At 72.8% G+C, this 19,944-nt stretch carries 16 protein-coding genes, 5 tRNA genes and 1 pseudogene; 8 read left to right on the forward strand and 14 right to left on the reverse strand.

Annotated features, from left to right (window positions below):
* The first annotated feature begins 77 nt into the window (after positions 1-77).
* Together D450_RS0123370 and D450_RS33765 are read left to right on the forward strand one after the other, a co-directional pair.
* A complete protein-coding gene (locus tag D450_RS0123370) occupies positions 78-1,289 on the forward strand; it encodes a nitrate/nitrite transporter (RefSeq protein ID WP_026128734.1) in 1,212 nt (403 codons plus the stop codon).
* A gap of 170 nt (positions 1,290-1,459) precedes the next feature.
* Positions 1,460-1,609, forward strand: a complete 150-nt coding sequence (locus D450_RS33765) for a hypothetical protein (protein ID WP_161631159.1) — start codon at positions 1,460-1,462, stop codon at positions 1,607-1,609.
* Here the strand turns inward: D450_RS33765 and D450_RS0123375 are convergent.
* The 9 genes and pseudogenes from D450_RS0123375 to D450_RS0123420 form a co-directional block, all read right to left on the reverse strand.
* On the reverse strand, positions 1,606-3,330 hold the full coding sequence (locus D450_RS0123375; protein WP_017541054.1) for a sensor histidine kinase: 1,725 nt from the start codon (positions 3,328-3,330) through the stop codon (positions 1,606-1,608). The two genes, D450_RS33765 and D450_RS0123375, sit on opposite strands and share 4 nt — an antisense overlap.
* Positions 3,331-3,870: 540 nt before the next feature.
* Positions 3,871-4,584: a CBS domain-containing protein gene (locus D450_RS0123380; protein WP_017541055.1), complete on the reverse strand. Its 714-nt coding sequence runs from the start codon at positions 4,582-4,584 to the stop codon at positions 3,871-3,873.
* Between the two features lie 36 nt (positions 4,585-4,620).
* Positions 4,621-5,518: pseudogene (locus tag D450_RS31090) on the reverse strand (universal stress protein).
* A 144-nt stretch (positions 5,519-5,662) separates the two neighbouring features.
* Positions 5,663-6,334 (reverse strand): response regulator transcription factor, encoded by a 672-nt coding sequence (locus D450_RS0123395; protein WP_017541058.1) that lies wholly within the window; start codon positions 6,332-6,334, stop codon positions 5,663-5,665.
* 363 nt (positions 6,335-6,697) lie between these two features.
* A tRNA-Val gene (locus tag D450_RS0123400) sits at positions 6,698-6,774 on the reverse strand.
* A 20-nt stretch (positions 6,775-6,794) separates the two neighbouring features.
* Positions 6,795-6,866: transfer RNA gene (locus D450_RS0123405), tRNA-Cys, on the reverse strand.
* Positions 6,867-6,908: 42 nt separating this feature from the next.
* Positions 6,909-6,981 (reverse strand) — tRNA-Gly (locus tag D450_RS0123410).
* A 60-nt stretch (positions 6,982-7,041) separates the two neighbouring features.
* Positions 7,042-7,114, reverse strand: a tRNA-Gly gene (locus D450_RS0123415).
* 257 nt (positions 7,115-7,371) lie between these two features.
* Positions 7,372-7,803 (reverse strand): roadblock/LC7 domain-containing protein, encoded by a 432-nt coding sequence (locus D450_RS0123420; RefSeq protein ID WP_017541059.1) that lies wholly within the window; start codon positions 7,801-7,803, stop codon positions 7,372-7,374.
* A gap of 364 nt (positions 7,804-8,167) precedes the next feature.
* Here D450_RS0123420 and D450_RS0123425 point away from each other — a divergent pair, with 364 nt between their 5' ends.
* Positions 8,168-9,010: an aminotransferase class IV gene (locus D450_RS0123425; protein ID WP_026128735.1), complete on the forward strand. Its 843-nt coding sequence runs from the start codon at positions 8,168-8,170 to the stop codon at positions 9,008-9,010.
* 211 nt (positions 9,011-9,221) lie between these two features.
* On the opposite strand, the gene D450_RS0123430 is transcribed toward D450_RS0123425, so the two are convergent.
* Positions 9,222-9,641 (reverse strand): SsgA family sporulation/cell division regulator, encoded by a 420-nt coding sequence (locus D450_RS0123430; RefSeq protein WP_017541061.1) that lies wholly within the window; start codon positions 9,639-9,641, stop codon positions 9,222-9,224.
* Between the two features lie 441 nt (positions 9,642-10,082).
* On the opposite strand from D450_RS0123430, the gene D450_RS0123435 reads away from it, so the two are divergent.
* Positions 10,083-10,156, forward strand: a tRNA-Val gene (locus tag D450_RS0123435).
* A gap of 475 nt (positions 10,157-10,631) precedes the next feature.
* Here the strand turns inward: D450_RS0123435 and D450_RS0123440 are convergent.
* Complete coding sequence (locus tag D450_RS0123440; RefSeq protein WP_338037997.1) at positions 10,632-11,033, reverse strand: PGPGW domain-containing protein; 402 nt, start codon at positions 11,031-11,033, stop codon at positions 10,632-10,634.
* Between the two features lie 159 nt (positions 11,034-11,192).
* A complete protein-coding gene (locus tag D450_RS0123445) occupies positions 11,193-12,350 on the reverse strand; it encodes an FAD-dependent monooxygenase (RefSeq protein WP_241483260.1) in 1,158 nt (385 codons plus the stop codon).
* A gap of 240 nt (positions 12,351-12,590) precedes the next feature.
* Between D450_RS0123445 and thrS the strand changes: the two genes are divergently transcribed.
* Both thrS and D450_RS0123455 read left to right on the forward strand, forming a co-directional pair.
* Entirely contained in the window at positions 12,591-14,564 is a 1,974-nt protein-coding gene (thrS, locus tag D450_RS0123450; protein WP_017541064.1) for a threonine--tRNA ligase, read from the forward strand.
* A 143-nt stretch (positions 14,565-14,707) separates the two neighbouring features.
* The gene (locus tag D450_RS0123455) at positions 14,708-15,946 is read left to right on the forward strand and encodes a phospholipase D-like domain-containing protein (protein ID WP_017541065.1); all 1,239 of its coding nucleotides are present in this window, start codon (positions 14,708-14,710) and stop codon (positions 15,944-15,946) included.
* Between the two features lie 90 nt (positions 15,947-16,036).
* Here the strand turns inward: D450_RS0123455 and D450_RS0123460 are convergent, their stop codons facing one another.
* Together D450_RS0123460 and D450_RS0123465 are read right to left on the reverse strand one after the other, a co-directional pair.
* Complete coding sequence (locus D450_RS0123460; RefSeq protein WP_017541066.1) at positions 16,037-17,197, reverse strand: acyl-CoA dehydrogenase family protein; 1,161 nt, start codon at positions 17,195-17,197, stop codon at positions 16,037-16,039.
* Positions 17,197-18,348 (reverse strand): acyl-CoA dehydrogenase family protein, encoded by a 1,152-nt coding sequence (locus D450_RS0123465; RefSeq protein WP_017541067.1) that lies wholly within the window; start codon positions 18,346-18,348, stop codon positions 17,197-17,199. The genes D450_RS0123460 and D450_RS0123465 overlap by 1 nt, the downstream gene beginning before the upstream one ends.
* 71 nt (positions 18,349-18,419) lie before the next feature.
* On the opposite strand from D450_RS0123465, the gene D450_RS0123470 reads away from it, so the two are divergent.
* Both D450_RS0123470 and D450_RS0123475 read left to right on the forward strand, forming a co-directional pair.
* Positions 18,420-19,217 (forward strand): SDR family oxidoreductase, encoded by a 798-nt coding sequence (locus D450_RS0123470; RefSeq protein WP_017541068.1) that lies wholly within the window; start codon positions 18,420-18,422, stop codon positions 19,215-19,217.
* Positions 19,218-19,317: 100 nt separating this feature from the next.
* The gene (locus tag D450_RS0123475; RefSeq protein ID WP_017541069.1) at positions 19,318-19,941 is read left to right on the forward strand and encodes a TetR/AcrR family transcriptional regulator; all 624 of its coding nucleotides are present in this window, start codon (positions 19,318-19,320) and stop codon (positions 19,939-19,941) included.
* The last annotated feature ends 3 nt before the right edge of the window (positions 19,942-19,944 follow it).

Here is a 19,944-nt window from a genome sequence, read left to right on the forward strand (position 1 = left end):
GGGCCCGGGGGCACGCCGCGACGCCCCGGCCGCTCCGCGGCCGTGCCCGACGACGAACCACCTGGAGGTAGGCGACCGTGAACACCGAGACGGCCCGGTCCGCCCCCCGAGGGCGGGCAGCCGGTGTGAACCTCGCCCTGGCCACAGCCGCGTTCACGCTGCTGTTCTGGGCCTGGAACCTGGTCGGGCCGTTGGCCCCGACCTACAGTGAGCGCCTGGGGCTGACGCCCACCCAGACCTCGGTGCTGATCGCCTTCCCCGTACTGGTCGGCTCGCTGGGGCGCATCCCCGTCGGCGCCCTGACCGACCGCTACGGCGGGCGGCTGATGATGGCGGCGATCTGCTTCATCTCGATCGTCCCCGTGCTACTCCTCGGCTTCTTCGGCGACTCCTTCACCGCTCTGCTGGTGCTCGGATTCCTCCTGGGCGTCGCCGGGACCTCCTTCGCCGTGGGCATCCCCTTCGTTGGAGCGTGGCACCCGCCCGAACGGCGCGGCTTCGCCACCGGCGTCTTCGGCGCCGGCATGGGCGGCACCGCCCTGTCGGCCTTCCTGACCCCCTACTTCGCCGAACTCTTCGGGATAGCGGCGACGCACGTCCTGATCGCCGGGGCCCTGGCCGCCATGGGGCTCGTCATGCTCCTCTTCGCTGAGAACCCGCCCGATTGGCGGCCCAGCACGGCGCCTGTGCTGCCGCGGATGAGGGACGCGCTCGGCATCAAGGCGACGTGGCAGAACATGCTGCTGTACGCGATCGCCTTCGGCGGCTTCGTCGCGTTCTCCACCTACCTGCCCACGCTGCTGCACACGGCCTACGACTTCGCCCAGACCGAGGCAGGACTGCGCACGGCGGGCTTCTCGTTCACCGCTATCATCGCCCGCCCCCTGGGCGGAGTGCTGTCGGACCGGATCGGGCCTGTGCAGGTATGCCGGATCTCCTTCTTCGGGACGGCGGCCATGGCCGTGGCACTGGCGTTCCAACCTCCCCCGGAGATCCCGGCCGGAACCGTCTTCGTGCTCATGGCCTTCGCCCTCGGGCTGGGCACCGGGGGCGTCTTCGCGCTCGTCGCCCGACTCGTGGAGCCGACGCGGGTGGGGACGGTCACGGGCATGGTCGGAGCCGCCGGAGGCCTCGGCGGATACTTCCCGCCCATGGTGATGGGCGCCGTTCTCGAGGTGACCGGCGCCTACACCACCGGGTTCGTCCTGCTGGCATGCTCGGCGCTGGCGGTGGCCCTCTACACCGGGCGGGCCTTCAGCGGGGCACGCTCCACGACTCCCCGCACCTGACCGTCTCGGCCCGGTTTCCCGTCCCCCCGTTCGTGCCGACCGGAGCGGGGCCGGGCCCCTCCGGAGCGGGAGCATTCCTGCGCGGCGGTGTGTCGGGCCCGGAGTTCCCCACAGGCCCGGCGCCCCGGAACCACACGTCCGAACGCCTACGGCCATGGAGAATCCCGAGCATGAGCATGACGTCCGGCAACGGCGGTCCCGGTCCCCTGCCTGAAGCTCCGACCGGCCCCAGGACCGTCCCCCTCCGCTTCAGCGCCGTCGGCATCGACGGTCCGCCCACCGGCCGGGCCGCACGCACATGGGCGGCCGGGCCGTTCTAGCCCAAGCTGTCCTCGTCGATGGGGACGCGCCACACCGTCCGTGTTCCGCCCTCCGGGCGCCGCTCGGCCGTGAACGTCCCGCCGTATCGGGCGGCGCGGTCGGCGAGATTGCGCAGTCCGCTGCGGCGGCCGTCCTCCGGGAGGCCTATACCGTCGTCCTGTACCTCCACGGTCACCCCTTCGTCGACGTGGACGCGGACCTCGGCCCGGGAGGCCTCGGCGTGGCGGGCGACGTTCGAAAGGGCCTCGCCGAGTACGGCCAGGACGTCCTCGCCCACGTCGTCGGGGACCGCGCTGTCGATGGGGCCGTCCAGGCGTAGGTCGGCCGAGAACCCGAGGGGCTCGGAGGCGGCGCCGACCGCTTCCAGGATCCGGGTGCGCAGCCATCGCCGCCCCTCGCCCATGTGCTGCAGAGCGAAGATGGTCGAGCGCGTCTGCCGGATGGTGTCGTCCAAGTCGTCCACGGCCTGGCGCACCCGGCCGGCGGGCGCCGCATCGGTGATCCGGTCGACACAGCCCATGAGCGACATCGCGATCGCGAACATCCGCTGGATGATGACGTCGTGCAGGTCCCGGGCGATGCGGTCGCGGTCCTCCAGGATGCTCAACCGCTCGGCGTGGCTGCGCGCCTCGGCCAGTTCGAGGGCGAGCGCCGCGTGGCCGAGGAAGGTGTGCAGCACCTGCGCGGTCGCGGGTGGGAACGGGGCGCTGCTCGCGCCGCGACCCAGCACCAGGACACCGCGGGCGCTGTCACCCGCACCGATCGGGGCCAGGAGAGCCGGCCCCAGCCCCAGTCCGTCCAGGAGCGGTGCGGACTCACCGTCCTCCCAGGAGACGTCGATGACGATGGGCGCGTCGCCGCGGAAGGCCCGCCCGACCGTCGTTCCGTGTACCGGGGCCGTACGTCCCCGGACCTCCGCCGCCCTCGGCCCGTCGGAAGCCAGTACGGTCAGCCTCTCACCCCCCGGCTCCGGTACGGCGACGGCGGCCAGGTCGGCGTCGGTGAGGGGGCGGACCCGCGCGGCGAGCAGCTCCAGCACCGTGTCCAGCCCGTCCCCGGTCAGCAGCCGGGTGGTGATCTCGTCCGACGTGCTCAGCCAGTGCTCGCGACGGCGCGACTCCTCGTAGAGGCGGGCGTTCTCGATGGCCACACCTGCGGCCGTGGCCAGGGCGACCATGATCGCCTCGTCGTCCTCGTCGAACTCGGCGCCGCCGGCCTTCTCAGTGAGGTAGAGGTTGCCGAACACCGTGTCGCGCACGCGCACCGGCACCCCGAGGAAGCCGCGCATCGGGGGGTGGCCCCGAGGGAAGCCGTGGGACTCGGGGTGGTCGGTGATGTCCCGCAGCCGGAGCGGACGCGGATCCTTGACGAGCAGCCCGAGGAGGCCGCGCCCCTGGGGCCAGTGGTCGATGCCCTCGATCGCCTCGTCGTCCAGGCCGACCGGGATGAACCGTTCGAGCTCGCCGTCGCCCCCGATCACGCCCAGCGCGCCGTAGCGCGCATCGACCAGGTCCATGGAGGCCTCGACGATGCGTGTCAGCAGCGTTTCCAGATCAAGGCCGGTGCCGATCATGACGACCGCGTTGAGCAGTGAGTGCACCCGATCGCGGGTCACCATCACGGCGCTGAGGCGGTTCTGCAACTCGGCGAGCAGTTGGTCGAGCTGCATCTGCGGGATCAGCATCTGCGTGCCCGAGGACCGGGCATCGTCGTCGGACACCGCTCACCTCCGAGTCCACAGGCGCCGACCGCCGCGCCGACCCTTGACCGCACCTGGGATTCTACCTTGGCAGCAGGAGGCCCGGCGCTCGGCGCGGGCGGTCGGCGCCGCACCGTCCGTAGGCGCCGTGATCGAGGCGGGGAGTCCGGGGCGGAGGACGAAGGGCGGTCCTGCGTCGCAGGCGTCAGGACGCTCACCTCAGAGAGGCGAGATCGGCAGGGGGAGCCGTCGGCGGCCCGATTCCGGGCCGAGGGCGACACTGAACGCTTCAACGGACCCTCCCCCCGGTCGGAGAGCGCCTTTCCCTACCTACGTGAAGACCTCAGCGGGCGACGTCCTGCACCAGACCGCTGAAAGCACCCGCCGAGGGCCGGATGGCGGCACGAGCACAGAGGCGGTCGGCTCCGGTTCGTGCTCAAGGCCAGGAAGCCGAACGGGGGTGAGCCCGGCGGCTCGGAGAGGGGATCGGTACCGACGGGCGCACAGAGTGGCGGGAGCCCTGCCACCTGGAGCGTGGCCGGGTTCCCGCCGCTCCCGTCCTCACAGTCCGGAGTAAGGGGGCATGAGGTCATCGACCTCCCAAGCGACCTTGTCCTCCACTGCGACGACGCCCTCGATCCGGTGGAGCAGCCGGGCCAAGGTGTGCGCCGTGCTGCGGTGGTGGACGCTGCCGGTCACCGTGACGGTTCCGTCCGCCACCGAGAAGGAGAGGTCGGATCCCCTGACCGTGCGGGTGAGGAAGCCGATCTCCTCCTTCACCGCCTCGGCGACGGTCGCGTCGTCCTGGAGGAACACCCGCAGCAGGTCCCGGCGCGCGACCATGCCGACCGGCCGGTCCTCGCCGTCCACCACGGGCAGGCGCTTGACCCCGTGCCGCTCCATGAGCCGGGCGGCCTCCACCACGGGGGAGTCCGGCGTGGTCGTGATCGCCGGGCTGCTCATCAGCCGGGCCGCCGTGGTGGCGGCGGCCTTCTCATCGGAGCGCTCGACCAGCACACCGATTCCCGTGAGCCGGGAACGGAGCCGGGCCCGCAGGGGCGGCCGGTAGTCGGAACCGCGTTCGGTGTCCTTGAACTCCTCCTTGTGCAGGAGGTCCTGCTCGGACACCACACCGAGGATGCGGCCGCTGGCACCGACGACCGGAAGGGCGCTGACGTTCCGCTCCAGGAGGGTCTGTACGATCTCGCGGTACCCCGTTTCCTCGCTGACCGAGGCGACCTCGGTCGTCATGACGTCGGCGATGGTCCATGGCATGGTCTGCTCCTCGTGTTCCGTGTTCCGTGCGGCAGGTCAGCGGGTGTCGGTGTCGGAAGGGGCAGTGTGGACCACCGCGACCGGGACCGTGCTGTGCACGAGGGCCGACTGGCTCACCGAGCCCAACAGCATGCCCGTGAAGCCGCCGCGTCCGCGGCTCCCCACCACCAGCAGGTCGGCGCCGGCCGAGGTATCGGCGAGGACCTGTGCCGGGTGCCCCGGGATCGCCGATTCCTCCACCTCGACCTGCGGGTAGTGCTCGCGGAGCCCGGCGAGCGACTCCGAGAGCAGTCGGCGGGCCTCTGCAGCGGCGGCCGCCANCGGCCTCATGGACCGAGGCTCCCGGCGAGCCCAGGATGTTCTGGGCGACTGCGCGGTGGGCGATGACCGCGCGGAGCACCGCCCCGCGTGCGGCCGCGGCGGAGAACGCCCAGTCCGCGGCGGCACGCGCGGAGGCGGACCCGTCGAGGCCCACGACGATGCGCTGCACCGGCGGCTTGGGAGCGCGGTCGGGGACCACCACCACCGGGCAGCGGCCGGCCGCCGCCAGCTCCATGCCGGTCGACCCCAGCATCACCGCGCCGAGCCGGCCCTGCCCGCGCGAGCCGACGACGGCGAGTTCGGCCTCGGCCGCCTCCAGGAGCAGGATCGGAGCGGCATCGCCCACCTTGTAGGCGGTCTCCACGTCCAGGTCGGCGCTGCGCTCCGCCGCCCGCCGCGCGGCCTCCTCGACCACGCCGCGTCCCAGCTCGTCGAACGAGAAGCCGGGGAGGCCCGCGGGCACTCTGTGGTAAAGCGGCCAGTCGAAGGCGTAGACGATGCGCAGTCGCCGCCCGCGCATCAGGGCTTCATCGGCCGCCCAGTCCAGAGCGCGCAGGCTCGCCTCGGTACCGTCGACCGCCGCGAGTACCGGCGCATCGGGTCGCTTGCTCATCACTGCCTCACTCGGTTCACCGGAGCTGTCGGTATCAACGCTAGTGAGGCGGCAGGGGACGGGGGCAGCGGCGAACGGGGGAGGGTGTCGGGACCTTGCGACCGCTCCGGAGGGACTTCGGAACGCCGCTCTCGGAGGGGGCGCTCAGTAGGTTCCGCCGCCGCGCGACTCCTCGGACTTGAGCTGGGCGGCGTACACCGCCGCCTGGGTCCGGCGCTCCATCTGCAGTTTGGACAGGATGCTGGAGACGTAGTTCTTGACGGTCTTCTCGGACAGGAAGACGCGCTCGCCGATCTGTCGGTTGGTCAGCCCCTCACCGATCAGCTCGAAGATGCTCCGCTCCTTGTCCGACAACGCGGCCAGCGGGTCCTCCCGCTCCGCCTCCTCGCGCATGCGGCGCAGGATCCGCGCCGTACTGCGGGGGTCGAGGAGGGACTCGCCCGCGGCAACGGTGCGGATGGCGCCGAGCAGGTCGCCGCCGTGGATCTGCTTGAGCACGTACCCGGAGGCACCCGCCATCACCGACTGGTAGAGGGCGTCGTCATCGGCGTAGGACGTGAGCATGAGGCAGGCGAGGCCGGGCATCCGTGAGCGCAGATCGCGGCAGACCTCCACGCCGCTGCCGTCCGGTAGGCGCACGTCGAGCAGGGCCACGTCGGGTTCGACCGCGGGGATGCGCGCGAGCGCCCCGGAAGCGTCGGCGGCCTCGCCCACGACCTCCATGTCGGACTCCTTCTCGATCATCGCCCCGACTCCGCGGCGTACGATGTCGTGGTCGTCCACCAGGAACACCCGGATCGTCTGCTCAGCGGTCATGGCGCGTCACCCCGTTCGATCGTGGTGCGTGATCGCCCACCGTGCGATCCCGTATCCGTCGCGCCGGACACCATCCCGGTGCACCGCCGCACATACGAGCCTATGCCTCTCATGGCGGCTGCTCCAGTGCTCCGCCTTGCGACGCTCTGACGCGCGCAGCGACGCCCTACGCTCCGCCGGCCGGACGTGATCAGAGTGAGTTGCCGCGGCGGCATCGGGGACGGCGGACGGGTACTACCGTGCCCGGGATACAAGAAGGGCCTCGTGACGGTGCCGGAGGAAGATCGTCTCCTCGGCGTCTCCACCGACGGGTGAAACGACCGCAGGCCGGGACCGTTGTACGGTCCCGGCCTGCGGGAATGCTGGTGGGCGATACAGGATTCGAACCTGTGACCTCTACCGTGTCAAGGTAGCGCTCTAACCAACTGAGCTAACCGCCCGAGTGGATCGGTACGTCTAGAGGCGGAGACGGGAATCGAACCCGTGTACAGGGATTTGCAGTCCCTTGCCTAAGCCACTCGGCCACTCCGCCATGAGCCGTGCGGCCTGTCGAGTGCCCCATACGGCTTCTCCGAGCGGACGACGGGATTCGAACCCGCGACCCTCACCTTGGCAAGGTGATGCTCTACCAGCTGAGCCACGTCCGCGTGTCACGTGAGCGGAACTCCGTGCACCTTCTCTTGTTGCGGACCGCCAGGGCGGTCCAGAGCGGACGACGGGATTCGAACCCGCGACCCTCACCTTGGCAAGGTGATGCTCTACCAGCTGAGCCACGTCCGCATCGGAGGGAGTGCTCCGGGCCGGTGTCCCGGCCGGTCGCCTCTCTGCGATGTCCTGAACTCTAGCGGATACTCGGCGCCAGTGCGAAATCGGAATCGGCGCGTGCCGGTCGGGCCCCGGTCGCGCGGGGGTGGGGAGGGGGCGGTGAGGGCTCTCCGGGCGGGGTGCGCCCCTCGCCCCGCCTGCCCGTGCTGCCCTTGCGGGTGGGCGCGCTCGCGCGGGTGTGCGCGGGCGCGCCCGGAGCGGCGGGGAGGGGTCTACCTCTCCGCGCGTGCGGGCGTGCCGGGCATGTCCGGGCGCGGCGGGGCCGACAGGTACTGGCCCACCCGCTCGATCACCTTGTTCATCTCGTAGGCGATCAGCCCCACGTCGCTGTCGGTGTCCGACAGCAGCGCCATGCAGGCCCCCTCCCCGGCGGCGGCGACGAACAGGAAGGCCCCGTCCATCTCGATGATGCTCTGCCGGATGTCTCCCGCCTGGAACTGCCGGGCCGCGCCGCCGGCGAGGCTGTGCAGTCCTGAGGCGATGGCCGACAGGTGCTCGGCCGCGGAACGGTCCAGCCCGCTCGAAGAGGCCATCAGGAGGCCGTCGGTGGACAGGACGATGGCATGCCGGGTTCCTTGAGCGCGTGTGAGCAGGTCGTCCAGAAGCCAGCTCAGTTCGCCAGGGGCGGTGCTCCGTGTGGTCATAACTCTCAAGCTCTGTCGTGGGGTGGGTTCGTGGGCCGACCGTCCAGGCCCACCGGGCGGCGCCCGTGGGTGGGGATCCCCATAAGCGTTGCCCAGATGATAGCCATTCGTAACCCGTGGGGCCGGTTTCCGCCGCCGTGCCGGGGTGGTGCGCCGTGGTGCGGGAGGCGCCGGAGACCCCGGTTACCCAGCGGTCACGGTACTCACGGGCCCCTTCCGTGCCGAGGGTCCGGCCAATGCCGGACACGGGGCTTGCGTGCCCGCCGCGGCGGCCGTACCCGATCCCGTCCCGATCCCCCGCACGCGGGCCGGCCGCGTGGCAGGATCGGCCGGTAAGGATGCAGCGACTGTGGGGGTGGAGGCCATGCGGGTGTGGATCGCGGGCGCGGGGTTCGGCCGCGGAGAGGTCCTGGACGAGGGGGAGGCCCGGATCCCCGCGCTCGACCACGGGATCACCGTCGGGGACGGGGTCTTCGAGACCGTGAAGGGGGTGGCGGGCCGACCCTTCGCGCTCTCGCGGCACCTGCGGCGGCTCGCCCGGTCGGCCGCCGGTCTGGGGCTGCCCGAGCCCGACCTGGAGCTGCTGGCCGAGGGGGTGGGCCGCGCCGTGGAGGCCAACCCCGACACCGACCCCTCGCGCATCAGGATCACCATGACCGGCGGGCCGGCGCCGCTGGGGTCGGAGCGGGGCGGCGGCGAGCCGACCTACATCGTGGGGACCGGCCCCTTCCCGCCGATCCCGTCGACCGTGCCGGTCCAGACGGTGCCCTGGCCGCGCAACGAGCGGGGCGCCCTGGCGGGGCTGAAGACGACCTCCTACGCCGACAACGTCCTGGCGCTGAAGTACGCCCACGACCGGGGCGCGAGCGAGGCCGTGTTCGCCAACACCCAGGGCGACCTGTGCGAGGGGACCGGGAGCAACATCTTCGTGGTCCTGGACGGGCGCCTGGTCACCCCGCCGCTGTCGGCCGGCCCCCTCGCGGGCATCACCCGTGAACTGGTGCTGGAGTGGGCCGGGGGAGAGGAGGCCGACGTCCCCATGGCCGACCTGGCCCGCGCCTCGGAGGCCTTCCTGACCTCCACGGGCCGCGATGTGCAGGCGATCAGCGCCATCGACGGGCGGGACCTGCCCGCCGCCCCCGGTCCGGTCACCCGCAAGGCGGCGGAGGTCTTCGCGGAGCGCTCCGCGGCGGACACGGACCCCTGAGGCGGGGCCCTGACGGAACACGAGTGCCGCGGACCCCGGGGTCCGCGGCACTCGTCCGTATTCGGGCGGATATATCGTCCCGATGTCGGTTTGTTACGCAACGCGGTGGGTAAACCACCCACGGCATGTGTGGCGTACCCGCGTCCGGGCGCGCCCGCACTGGCCCGGAACCGCTCCCGTAGGCCCCGGGGCGGCGGGCGCGGGCCGGACGTCAGGAGTACAGGTGGCGCTCGATCTCGTCGTCGAGGTCGATGTGGCCGCCCTCTTCACCCGCCGGGACGATCTCGTAGGTGCGGTGGAGGAACTCGGCGAGGGGGGCCACCGGGGCGTCGAACTGCGCCTGGCCGAAGGGCGAGGAGAGCGCGATGTTGACGGTGCGCTCGTCGCCGCCCTTGGAGGGCCACACCTGGACGTCGCCCTCGCCGACGGGGCGCACGATGCCGACCGTCAGCAGTTCGCGGGCGAAGATCCACTCGACCGGCTCGTCCTCGCCGGTGTGGAAGGCCACCTTGATCGCGTAGGGGTCGTCGGCGGTGTAGTCCAGCCGTGCGACCAGGGGGACCGAGGTGCGGTCGGGGACCACGAGCCGCAGGCCCAGCTCGGCGCTGGCGGTGGTGCCGCTACTGTTCATGTTCGCCAAACCTTTTCTCGTCCGGCCCCGCGGAGCGCGGGTCCGTAGTGCCGTCTCACCCGCTCCAACGCGGCCGTCCGCGATGTATGACGCGTAACCGCGGGACTTTTTGCCATCGGATCGCCAAGAGGTGCCCAAGCGGAGCCTCGCCGATCCTCCGTCACTGTAATGAGCTGCGGAAACCAGGAATTTCCGGATGATCTGTGTGCCGCGTCACGTGCTCGGAGGGGCGCGGCGGCCCTCCTCGCCACCGGCCGTTCACATCCCCTTTACCGAAGGGGTTTCACGTTTTGCGTGCCCATGAACGGCCGGGCGGCACCAGCGATGAGACCTCGATCACACCCCGAACCGCCCTCCTGGGGGGGCGCGGGTTGCACGAGCACCCTGTCGGATGCGCTAGAGTTTTCATTGTTCGCCCCGCCGGACAGGCGGGAGACACCAGGGCGATTAGCTCAGTTGGCTAGAGCGCGTCGTTCACACCGACGAGGTCACTGGTTCGAGTCCAGTATCGCCCACCTGGGATCAGGGTCGGCTCCGTTCACACGGAGTCGGCCTTTTTCTTTGAGGTTTCGGCCTTCCCGCCGGGCGCCGCGTCCCGGTGCCGCCCCGGTCCGGCCCGCGCCGGAGCCGGACGGCGGCCGCCGCGTGCGTGCCCGTCGACGGTTCCTTCCGCGCGTTCAGAGCAGCGTTGGAGGCGAACGGTTCGGCCTCGGAGCGAGCGAGGTGCGCAACGGCCCCACTGGGACGCGTGGGGCGGGGCGCGGGCCATTGAGGGCGGGCGGCGGCCGGAAAGATGCGGCCCGAATCCCGGAGCGGCATCCCCGAGCCGCGATGCAGGGGCGCGCGCCGTTCCCGCCCGCGTCTTCTCCGCTCCGCGCCCAGGAGGGGAGCCGCGTCGGCGGGCGTGCCGAAAGCATCGGGTGCGCGCCGGGCGTGTCGCCCCGTGCGGGACGCCCTGAGGCGCGTACAGGGCCCCCGGCCTACCGCCCCTCAGGAGCGGCGGGCCTTCTTGCGCAGCGCGCGCTTCGCGCGGCGCTTCTGATCGGCCTCGATCGCCTTGTCCCTGCCGCGCCGTGCCCACACCCGTGCCCGGCGCAGCAGGCCTCTGGCCCAGGAGAACTCGGTCGAGAGGATCACCAGGCCCATGAGGATGCCGCCGATCCCCGGACCCGGGGCGACGCACATGATGATCCCGGCGATCAGCACGGAGGAGCCGACGACGGCGACCACCGAACGCCAGGTCAGATGGAGCACCGGGTGGGCGTGCATGCGCATCCGCCAGACGCGCAGGCGTGCCCTCAGGCGGCGCCAGTGGCGCGTTCGGGCGGGCGAGGGGCGCGATCCCGACGGATCCGGCTGATCTTCAAGGCCGGCCAGTGGGGTCTTGGGCATGCGCAGAGGATATCGGCCTGATCAAGCCCGGGAATCGGACCGACTGCGAGAACCGCCCGCTGACCGGCGACGACGCGGCCGCGAATCGGCGTGTCTGGGCCCCTCCCTTCCGCCCCGACCGGCCATCGCTCCGCCACCCCCCGCCTCTGTCGCGGCTCCTCAGGGGAGGGGCGCCCCGGCCCCCGCGTCGTGCCCGTACACCCAGTCCGCGTTCTCCAGCTCCACGTCGGCCAGCAGCCCGGGCCGCGCGTCGGGCACCCCGCCCTCCTGCGCCAGCACCTCCATGGCGCCGCGCCCCAGGGCGTGGATGCGGTCGGTGCGCGGGCGGCGGGCGCGCGCGTACGCCGACAGCGCCGGCCCCGCGGTCAGCGCCGTGGCCCCGGACAGGCACCGCGCCAGCACCACCGCGTCCTCCACCGCCTGGTCGGCGCCCTGGGCGAAGAAGGGCAGCATCGGGTGCGCGGCGTCGCCCGCCAGCGCCACCCGGCCGCTGGTCCAGGCCGGGACGGGCGCGCGGTCCTGCAGCCCCCAGGCCCCGACCCACTCGGCGGCGCCCAGGGTCTCCAGCACCTCCGGGACCCAGCCGCGGAAGGCCCGGGCCAGCACCTCCACACGCCCTCCCGCGGTCCAGGACTCGGCGCCCGGCTCGCCCGCGGGCACCAGCGCGTTGAAGCTGACCTGCCGCCCCCCGGCCACCGGGTAGCGGGTGAAGGAGCGGTCCGGCCCCACCCACACCCGCACCCCGGGGTCGGCCACCGCCGCGGGCAGCGCGCTCCCGGGCGCCAGCCCGCGGTACACGCTCTGCCCGGAGGGGCGCTGGTGCTCGGGCCGCAGCAGCGCCCGCATCGAGGAGTGCACCCCGTCGGCGCCGATCGCCGCGTCCCCGTGCACCCGGCGGCCGTCCGCGCACAGCAGCGCCACCTCGTCGCTGTTCTCCAGGATGTCGGTGACGTAGTGCTCGGGGCGCACGGTGCCGCGCGGCACCGCATCGAGCAGGATCGCGTGCAGGTCGGAGCGGAGCAGCGTGTAGAAGGGCGCGCCGTAGCGCTTCTCCGCCTCCTCGCCGAGCGTCAAGGCGTGCAGCAGCCGGCCGTCGGCGCCCTCCAGCACCTCGCGGCGGGCCGGGCGCACCGAGGCCGCGGCCAGCGCCTCGCCCAGCCCTAGCCGCAGCAGCAGGCGCGTGGCGTTGGGCGCCAGCTGCACCCCGGCGCCGACCGGCGTGAAGTGGCGGGACTGCTCCAGCACCACGCAGCGCCGGCCCGAGCGGTGCAGCGCCAGCGCCAGCGTCAGCCCGGCGATGCCCGCTCCGACGATCACGATGCGCACCCTGTGCCCCCGTCCTGCCGAGTGTCCGCCGGTGTCCGGTTCCGGTCCCCGCCCGTTGCATACCCGTGCGACCGGCCCGGTTACCGCGCGTCGATCGGCTCCGGACGGCCGGTCCCGGCCCGGCCAACCGATAGCATCGGGCGTGGGAGGCGGCGTGCGCCCCGGGGCCGGTCCCGGGTGCGCCGTGGGCCCCTCCCGACCACGATCCGGCAAGCGATTTGAGGAGCCACTGTGTCCGCCGTGCCTGAGCTGCGTATCACCCTCGCCGGAACCGAGCGTTCGGTGGCGGCGGGGACGACGGCCGGCCAGGCGTTGGAGGCGGACGGCCGGACCGTGATCGCCGCGCGCGTCAACGGCGAGCTGCGCGACCTCGCCTGGGAGCTGTCCGAGCAGGACGCGGTCGAGCCCGTGGAGGTCTCCTCCGAGGACGGGCGCGCGATCCTGCGCCACTCCGCCGCGCACGTGCTCGCCCAGGCCGTCCAGGAGCTGTTCCCCGAGGCCAGGCTGGGCATCGGCCCGCCCGTGGAGAACGGCTTCTACTACGACTTCGACGTCGCCGAGCCCTTCACCCCCGACGACCTGAAGCGTCTTGAGAAGAAGATGCAGGAGATCGTCAAGCAGGGCCAGCGCTTCGACCGCCGCGAGGTCTCCGACGACGCCGCGCGCGCCGAGCTGGCCACCGAGCCCTACAAGCTGGAGCTCATCGGCCTCAAGAGCGGCGCGGACGAGGCCGCCGAGGGGGCCGGGGTCGAGGTCGGCGAGGGCGGCCTGACCATCTACGACAACGTGCACCCCCGCACCGGCGAGCTGTGCTGGAAGGACCTGTGCCGGGGCCCGCACCTGCCCACCACCAAGGCGATCCCGGCGTTCAAGCTGATGCGCTCCGCGGCCGCCTACTGGCGCGGCAAGGAGACCAACCCCCAGCTCCAGCGGATCTACGGCACCGCCTGGGAGTCCAAGGACGCCCTCAAGGCCTACCTGACCTTCCTGGAGGAGGCCGAGAAGCGGGACCACCGCAAGCTCGGCGCCGAGCTGGACCTGTTCTCCTTCCCCGACCAGATCGGGTCGGGGCTGGCGGTCTTCCACCCCAAGGGCGGTGTCGTCCGCAAGGAGATGGAGGACTACTCGCGCCGCAGGCACGAGGAGGCGGGCTATGAGTTCGTCAACACCCCGCACGCCACCAAGGCCCAGCTGTTCGAGACCTCGGGCCACCTGGACTGGTACGCCGACGGCATGTACCCGCCCATGCAGCTCGACGACGGGGTGGACTACTACCTCAAGCCGATGAACTGCCCGATGCACCACCTGATCTTCGACGCGCGCGGGCGCTCCTACCGGGAGCTGCCCCTGCGGCTGTTCGAGTTCGGGACCGTCTACCGGTACGAGAAGTCGGGCGTGGTGCACGGCCTGACCCGGGCGCGCGGCTTCACCCAGGACGACTCGCACATCTACTGCACCAAGGAGCAGATGGCCGGCGAGCTCGACTCGCTGCTGACCTTCGTGCTGGACCTCCTGCGCGACTACGGGCTGGACGACTTCTACCTGGAGCTGTCCACCAAGGACCCGGAGAAGTACGTCGGCGGCGACGAGGTGTGGGAGGAGTCCACCGAGGCGCTCCGCCAGGCCGCCGAGAAGCAGGGGCTGGACCTGGTCATGGACCCGGGCGGGGCCGCCTTCTACGGCCCGAAGATCTCGGTGCAGGCGCGCGACGCCATCGGCCGCACCTGGCAGATGTCCACCCTCCAGGTCGACTTCAACATGCCCGAGCGCTTCGACCTGCAGTACACCGCCGCCGACGGAAGCCGGCAGCGGCCGGTGGTCATCCACCGCGCCCTGTTCGGCTCGATCGAGCGGTTCTTCGCGGTACTGCTGGAGCACTACGCCGGCGCGTTCCCGGCCTGGCTGGCCCCGGTGCAGGCGGTGGGCATCCCGATCGCCGACGAGCACGTGCCCTACCTGGAGCGGTTCGCCGAGCGGCTGCGCGGCGAGGGGATCCGGTTCGACGTCGACTCCGGCGACGACCGGATGCAGAAGAAGATCCGCAACGCCCAGAAGCAGAAGGTGCCCTTCATGCTGCTGGCCGGCGACGAGGACATCGGCAAGGGCGCGGTGTCGTTCCGCTACCGGGACGGCTCCCAGAAGAACGGCGTGCCGCTGGAGGAGGCGGCGCAGGAGATCATCGCCGCCGTGCGCGAGCGCCGCTGAGGCGCGGCCCCGGACCGTGTCCCCTCCGCCGCCGCGGAGGGGACACGGTCGTGTCGCGGTGCGCGGCGCCGAGGGGGTGCGGACGGTAGCGTTGGTGACCGTCCGACGCCGGTCGGGCGGTCCGCGGACCGGAGACTGACGCAATGGTACGAAGAACGACGGTCATCACCGTGGTCAGACGCCTGATCGCAGGGCTGTTCGCGGCCCAGGCGGCCGCGGTCCTGGGGCTGGTCGCCATCGACCTGTGGCGCAAGCGGGTGCGGCCGCGGCGGGCGCACTTCCCCCGGACCGCTCCCAAGGAGCTGCCGGTCGGCGAGACCCTCGTGACGACCTACACCTACGGGGAAGACCTCTTCTCCGACATGCTGGACGCGATCCGCGGGGCACGCAGGCGGATCCTGTTCGAGTCCTACATCGTCAAGGGCGACCAGGTGGGGCGCCAGTTCAAGCGGGAGCTGATCGCCGCCGCCGAGCGCGGCGTGGAGGTCCACGTCATCTACGACGGGTTCGCCAACCTGGTCGTCCCGCGCTCGTTCTTCCGCTTCCCGCCGTCGGTGAACGTGCTGCGGTTCCCCGTGGTCCACCCGGGCGTGCTGCTGCTGGACGTGCGCAAGCTCGGGCGGGACCACCGCAAGATCCTCTCGGTCGACGGCGAGGTCGGGTTCGTGGGCGGCTACAACGTCGGGTCGGCCTATGCCACCGAGTGGCGCGACACCCACCTGCGCCTGGCCGGACCGGCGGTCTGGGAGCTGGAGAACGCCTTCTGCGAGTTCTGGAACCGGTACCGCAAGGCGGCCCAGCCGCGGCTGTCGGCGTTCGGCGAGGCGCAGTGGACGCCGGCGGTGCGCTCCCAGCGCAACCAGCCGGACCTGTTCGTCTACCCCATCCGGGGGATGTACCTGGACGCGATCGACCGCGCGCGCGAGCACATCTACATCACCCAGGCCTACTTCCTGCCCGACCGGGAGATCGTGGACGCCCTGGCGGCCGCCGCCCGGCGCGGGGTGGACGTGCGGGTGCTGGTCCCGGCCGAGTCCAACCACGTGGTCGCCGACTGGCTCTCCCGGGGGCTGTACGCGTCGCTGCTGCGGGGCGGGGTGACGCTGTGGCGCTTCCAGGGCGCCATGGTGCACGCCAAGACCGCCACGATCGACGGGCGGTGGTCCACCGTGGGCACCGCCAACATCGACCGGCTGAGCCTGACGGGCAACCACGAGATCAACGTGGAGATCTTCGACGACGGCATGGCCGGCCATCTCGAAGAGGTCTTCGCCAACGACATCGCCAACGCCCGCCCCCTGAGCGAGACCGCCTGGAACCGCAGACCCCTGCTGGCCAAACTCACCGAACGCATCATCGGCCCGCTGCGCCCGTTCTTCTGAGCGCGCGTTCCCAGGGCGCTCCCGATGGGCGGTCCGTTCAGGAGCGCCAGGACCGCTGGGAGCGCTGGGGCGGCGACCGGTGGTCGGCGCTCAGGGGCGTTCCGTCGGGGGCGTTCTGCTGTCAGAGGCCTGGACAGTCGCGGAACCGGTTGTCCCGCGTTCGGTGCCGGTTCCGGGGCCGTCATCGGGGCGTTCGTCCCGGTCCCGGTCGGCCCGGTCCAGGGCCTCAAGGACGCGGGTGCGGTGGGCGGTCGGGGTGCCCCAGGCGCGGCGGAGGGTGTGGGCCTTGCGGATCCACAGGGTCGCGGGGTGTTCGTCGGTGTAGCCGATGGCACCGTGCAGCTGCAGGGCCGTCCGGGCGGCGGTGTGCGCGGCGTCGCAGGCGGCGGCCTTCGCGGCGGAGACGTCCCGGGCGCGCGTCGTACCGTGCGTCCCGGTCGACCCGCATACACCGGTGGCCCCGTGCGCGCCGTCTGCCGCAGAGGACCCGTGCTTCCCGTGGGCAGGGCCGAAGTCGAACGCTGCCGCCGCCCCGAGCACCAGCGGGCGGGCGAAGTGCAGGGCGGTCGCGGTGTCGGCCAGCCGGTGGCGCACGGCCTGGAAGTCGCTGATCGGGCGGCCGAACTGCCGCCGGGTCCTCACGTGGTCCACGGTGCTCTCCAGCAGGCGCTGACCGACGCCCAGCGCCTGCGCGGCGCAGCACAGGACCGCCAGGTCGAGGGCGCACCCGGCCAGGGGGCCCGCGGGCACCGGGGCGCCCCTGCGGACCCGCCAGAGCCGCCGGGCGGGGTCCAGCGAGGCCAGCCGTTCGACGGGGTCGGCCGTGTGCGGCCGCCCGTCGGCGACCACGAGCACCGCGCCGGCCCGGTCGGCGTCCAAGGCGTGCGGAGCCCAGGGAGGCACGGCCACGGAGACCGCGAGCCGTCCGGTGGCGATCCGTTCCAGGAGCGCGTCGTCGTCGAGGAGCAGCGCGGCCGCCGCCGTCTCGACCAGGGCACCGGGCACCGCGTGCCGCCCGGCCTCGATCATGCCCAGGGCGAGCTCGACCGGCAGCGGCCCCGCGCCGCCGTGCTCCTCGGGCACGGCGAGGGAGAACAGGCCCGCCTCGGCCAGGCCCCGCCACTGCCGCTCGCCGGGGCCGCGGTCGCCGCGGGCCCAGGCGCGCGCCGCCGCGCCCGGCTCGTCGGTGCCGAGCAGGGCGTCCAGGGTGTCGGCGAACAGGTCCTGCTCGGGGGTGGGGGCGAAGTGCATCAGCGTTCACTCCTGCCGGGCCGGGGAAGGCCCAGGACGCGTTCGGCGACGATGTCGCGCTGGATCTCGTTCGTTCCGGCGTAGACCGGGCCGGCCAGGGCGAAGACGTGGCCGTGCATCCAGTCCCCGTCCAGTTCGGCCTCGGGCCCGAGCAGGTCCAGGGCGGTCTCGTGCAGGTCGGTGTCGAGGGCGGACCAGAAGAGCTTGTTCATGCTCGCCTCGCCAGCCGACGGTGCTTCGGGGGCGCAGGCCGAGGCGTAGGCGTGCAGGCGGTAGGCCTGGGCGCCGATCCACGCGCGGGCGACCCGGTCGCCGGCCGCGCCGTGGGCGGGCGCCTCCCGTTCGCGGCGCAGCCGGTCCAGGCGGCGGGCCGAGGCGCAGAAGCGCCCGGGCCCGCGCAGGCCGGTGCCGCGTTCGCCTGCGGCGGTGCCCATGGCGATGCGCCACCCCTGGCCGGGGGCGCCGATGACGTCGGCGTCGGGGACGAACACGCCGTCGAAGAACAGCTCGGCGAAGACGGGACGGCCGTCCAGGCGGCGGATCGGGCGCCGGGTCAGCCCGGGCGCGTCCAGGGCGAACATCAGGTAGGTCAGGCCGCGGTGGCGGTCGGGGGCGGTGCGGAAGAGGCCGAAGCCGCGGTCGGCGAAGGCCGCCCGTGAGCTCCAGGTCTTCTGCCCCCACAGCCGCCAGCCCGGGCCGCGCTCGGGGTCCTCGGCGCGTTCGGCCCGGGAGCGGATCGCGGCCAGGTCGCTGCCTGCGCCCGGTTCGGACCAGGCCTGGGCCCAGATCACCTCGCCGGAGGCCATCGCCGGCAGCACGCGGGCGCACTGCTCGGGGGTGCCGTGCGCCAGGAGGGTCGGCCCGAGCAGGGCGATGCCGTTCTGCGCGACGCGCTCGGGGGCGCCGGCGGCGTGGTACTCCTCGTCGAGGATCAGCCCTTCGACGAGGCCGGCGCCGCGGCCGCCGTACCGGGCCGGCCAGGTGACGGCCGACAGGCGGGCCCGCCCCAGGGCGCGCTCCCAGGAGCGGTGGGCCTCGAAGCCCTCGGCGCCGTCCATGGGCGGCAGCGGGCGGTCCGGGACGTTGCGGTGCAGCCAGGCGCGCACCTCGTCGCGGAACGCGCGTTGGGCGGGGGTCGGGTCGAGGTCCATGGCGGCCCCTCCGCGTCGGGTCGGGCGGTGCCCGCCCATTGTTTCTAACAATCGTTTGGTAGGGTAGCCCCATGGTCGACCCCGAGCGCGGACGCCCGCCGGTGCCCCCGCCCGCCCACGGGCTGCTGCGCGGCCGCACGGCCCTGGTCACCGCCGCCGCCGGGACCGGCATCGGCGGTGCCGCCGCGCGGCGCCTGCTGGCGGAGGGGGCGCGGGTCCTGGTCAGCGACGCGCACGAGCGCCGCCTGGCCGAGTGTGAGCGCGCGTTGGCCGCCGAGTTCGGCGCCGACCGCGTCGCCGCGGCACCGTGCGACGTCACCGACGAGGATCAGGTGCGGGCCGCCTTCGACGCCGCCGAGGCGCGGTTCGGCCCGCTGGAAGTGGCGGTGAACAACGCCGGGCTGGGCGGGACCGCGCCCCTGGCCCGTATGGAGGACGCCGAGTGGTCCCGGGTGCTCGACGTGACCCTCACCGGAACCATGCGCTGCACCCGGGCGGCGCTGCGGCGGATGTGCCCGCGCGGGCGCGGCACCGTGGTCAACAACGCCTCGGTGCTGGGGTGGCGGGCGCAGCCGGGACAGGCGCACTATGCGGCGGCCAAGGCCGGGGTGATGGCCCTGACCCGGTGCGCGGCGATGGAGGCGGCCCCGCACGGGGTGCGCGTCAACGCGGTCGCCCCCAGCCTGGCGATGCACGAGAACCTCGCGAAGTCCGCCCCTGAGGAGATGCTGGAGGAGCTAGCAGGGCGGGAGGCGTTCGGCAGGCCGGCCGAGCCCTGGGAGGTCGCCAATGTCATCGTGTTCCTCGCCAGCGGCTACGCGTCCTATATGACAGGAGAAGTGGTGCCGGTCTCCAGCCAGCGCGCGTGAGCCCCGCCCCACCTGTCGACGACCTCGAAGACGGCGCTGTAAGGCCGACCGGACCGACCGGGCCGACGGACACGACCGACCGATACGAAGGCGACGAACGATGAGCCCACGGCGCAGGGACGCCGAGCGGACCGCGGCCGCGAGGGAGCGGCGGCGGAGCGAGATCCTGGAGACGGCGGCGGAGGTGTTCGCCCGGCAGGGCTTCGCGGCGACCACCATCCGTCAGGTGGCCGACGCCGCGGGCATGCTCGCGGGCAGCCTCTACTACCACTTCGACTCCAAGGAGGCGATGGCCGACGAGATCCTCTCGGGCTTCCTGGACGACCTGTGGGCCGCCTACGACGGCATCCTCGCCGACGGCCAGGACGCCCGCACCACCCTGGAGCGCCTGATCGAGGCCTCGTTCGTGTCGATCGACCGGCACCGGCCCGCGGTGGTGCTCTACCAGAACGAGTCCCGGCACCTGGCGCTCAGCCCGCGCTTCGCCTACCTGGCCGAGTCCCAGACCAGGTTCCGCTCCATGTGGATGGAGCTGCTCAGGAGGGGCACCGAGGAAGGCGCGTTCCGCGCCGACCTGGACGCCTCCCTGGTCTACCGCTTCATCCGCGACACCGTCTGGGTGGCGGCCAACTGGTACGACCCGCACGGCCGCCTGCCCGCCTCCGACATCGCCAAGCAGTACCTCGCCATGGTCCTGGAAGGCATCCAGGCGCCCGGCGAGTGACGT

Origin of the sequence: Nocardiopsis halophila DSM 44494, assembly GCF_000341245.1 — a bacterium.
Classification (GTDB): Bacteria; Actinomycetota; Actinomycetes; order Streptosporangiales; family Streptosporangiaceae; genus Nocardiopsis_A; species Nocardiopsis_A halophila.

Excerpts from the sequence above, each read along its gene's own strand:
- D450_RS33765 (WP_161631159.1), top strand. The coding sequence starts at position 1,460 with ATGAGCATGACGTCCGGCAACGGCGGTCCCGGTCCCCTGCCTGAAGCT.
- D450_RS0123380 (WP_017541055.1), bottom strand. The coding sequence starts at position 4,584 with ATGCCATGGACCATCGCCGACGTCATGACGACCGAGGTCGCCTCGGTC.
- D450_RS0123395 (WP_017541058.1), bottom strand. The coding sequence starts at position 6,334 with ATGACCGCTGAGCAGACGATCCGGGTGTTCCTGGTGGACGACCACGAC.
- D450_RS0123420 (WP_017541059.1), bottom strand. The coding sequence starts at position 7,803 with ATGACCACACGGAGCACCGCCCCTGGCGAACTGAGCTGGCTTCTGGAC.
- D450_RS0123425 (WP_026128735.1), top strand. The coding sequence starts at position 8,168 with ATGCGGGTGTGGATCGCGGGCGCGGGGTTCGGCCGCGGAGAGGTCCTG.
- D450_RS0123430 (WP_017541061.1), bottom strand. The coding sequence starts at position 9,641 with ATGAACAGTAGCGGCACCACCGCCAGCGCCGAGCTGGGCCTGCGGCTC.
- D450_RS0123440 (WP_338037997.1), bottom strand. The coding sequence starts at position 11,033 with ATGCCCAAGACCCCACTGGCCGGCCTTGAAGATCAGCCGGATCCGTCG.
- D450_RS0123455 (WP_017541065.1), top strand. The coding sequence starts at position 14,708 with ATGGTACGAAGAACGACGGTCATCACCGTGGTCAGACGCCTGATCGCA.
- D450_RS0123460 (WP_017541066.1), bottom strand. The coding sequence starts at position 17,197 with ATGCACTTCGCCCCCACCCCCGAGCAGGACCTGTTCGCCGACACCCTG.
- D450_RS0123465 (WP_017541067.1), bottom strand. The coding sequence starts at position 18,348 with ATGGACCTCGACCCGACCCCCGCCCAACGCGCGTTCCGCGACGAGGTG.
- D450_RS0123470 (WP_017541068.1), top strand. The coding sequence starts at position 18,420 with ATGGTCGACCCCGAGCGCGGACGCCCGCCGGTGCCCCCGCCCGCCCAC.
- D450_RS0123475 (WP_017541069.1), top strand. The coding sequence starts at position 19,318 with ATGAGCCCACGGCGCAGGGACGCCGAGCGGACCGCGGCCGCGAGGGAG.